Origin of the sequence: Succinivibrio dextrinosolvens DSM 3072 (assembly GCF_900167015.1) — a bacterium.
Taxonomy (GTDB): Bacteria; Pseudomonadota; Gammaproteobacteria; order Enterobacterales; family Succinivibrionaceae; genus Succinivibrio; species Succinivibrio dextrinosolvens.
In genome coordinates this window covers 1-1,492 of sequence record NZ_FUXX01000096.1, presented here as the reverse complement: position 1 = coordinate 1,492, position 1,492 = coordinate 1, and the positions used below count along the sequence as shown (strand labels likewise).

At 34.7% G+C, this 1,492-nt stretch carries 2 protein-coding genes; both read right to left on the bottom strand.

All coding sequences use genetic code 11. The features are described 5' to 3' along the window. Positions 1-22 precede the first annotated feature (22 nt). A complete protein-coding gene (locus tag B5D46_RS11950) occupies positions 23-913 on the bottom strand; it encodes an IS3 family transposase (protein WP_234973848.1) in 891 nt (296 codons plus the stop codon). After that, entirely contained in the window at positions 910-1,443 is a 534-nt protein-coding gene (locus tag B5D46_RS11945; RefSeq protein ID WP_078929648.1) for a helix-turn-helix domain-containing protein, read from the bottom strand. The genes B5D46_RS11950 and B5D46_RS11945 overlap by 4 nt, the downstream gene beginning before the upstream one ends. Positions 1,444-1,492 lie beyond the last annotated feature (49 nt).

Here is a 1,492-nt window from a genome sequence, read left to right as displayed (position 1 = left end):
CAGAAATTGATCACTTAAGTTTCTAGGTCATACTAACAGAATTTAAGGCTTGTTTCCTGAAATTAATTGGAGACAGGCCTTTTAATTTTTTACAAACTCTGTCAGTGTTATACCATTTTATATAATCTTTAATAGCTTTCTCTAGGTCTTTTAAATCCTTAAATGTCTTTTCCTTTCCATAAAACATTTCAACCTTCATTCTTCCAAAGAATATCTCAATCATAATGTTGTCATGAGTAGTAGCTTTCCTGGACATGCTTTGAACCAGATTATGCTCTTTAAGCCAGTTGCAATAATTGATATGTTGATATTGCCAACCCTGGTCTGAATGAACTAAAGCTCCTGTGACATCATTCTCTTCGAGAACATCTTCAAATCGTTTTAACATACGGTTAATCTGGTCAAAGGTTGTATGTCTAGCAACATCATAGGCAACAATTTCATTGGTACACATATCAATGATTGGAGATAGGTATAACTTACCTTCTGCAATAGCAAATTCGGTAATATCTGTTGCAAAGCTGGTCATTGGCTTAGGAGGATTGAACTCTCTGTTAAGTATGTTTGGCGCTATCTTTCCAACTGTTCCTTTGTAAGAGTTGTATTTCTTATATGATTTAGGATGTGCTCCCTGAAGCTGCAGGTGATGCATTAGCTTATGAACTGTCTTGTGGTTCAGATGCATTCCCTGGTTGCGTAAGGCATACATTACACGTCTATATCCATAACGTTCCTTGCTATCAGAATGAATCTTCCTGATTGCTGCAATCTGCTCACTATAGACTGCATCTAAACATTTAGAAGGAGCTTTACGCAGCTGGTAAAGGTATGAGCCTCTACTCATCTGAGCTTCTTCTAAAAGCATTTTGAATGGGTATTTAGGCCTTAGCTCAAGCACTAATTGAGCTTTTATTTGTTGTTTTTCTTTCTTAGATAGTCTTGTGCTAAGGCCTCGAATTTTTTTGAGAATTCTTCATGGCAGCGAAGTCTTAAAAGCTCTTCTTTTAATGCTTTTATTTCTTCTTTTGTATAATCTTCTTTGTCGGAACTTAACAGATTGTCTAGATTTACTTTATTTTTGTTATCCTTGACTGCTTCTTTTCTTGGTCTGCCATTTTTCTTCATATTTCTCAGTCCTTCTTCTCCATTGGTCTGATAAATATGATACCAAGTTCTTACACTTTTTTTATCAGGAATACCGTATCTAGTAGCTATATCTCTGAAAGATCCTTCTCCATTTACATAAGCTTTAACAACTGTAATCTTGAAATCCGATGTGTATATATTATATTTACTATGGTCTTGTAATGAATTATTTTCAAGTAATCTTGATAATTCTCTTACGTAATCACGATTCAACCCCCATTTATTCGCAGTACAAGAAGCTCCAATCCTAAAGTAATCTTCAGCAACAAGTAATCTTTGTTCATAAGTTAATTTCATAACAAAACCCCGTTATCAATCATTGTGATCAATAACGGGGTTCATACTA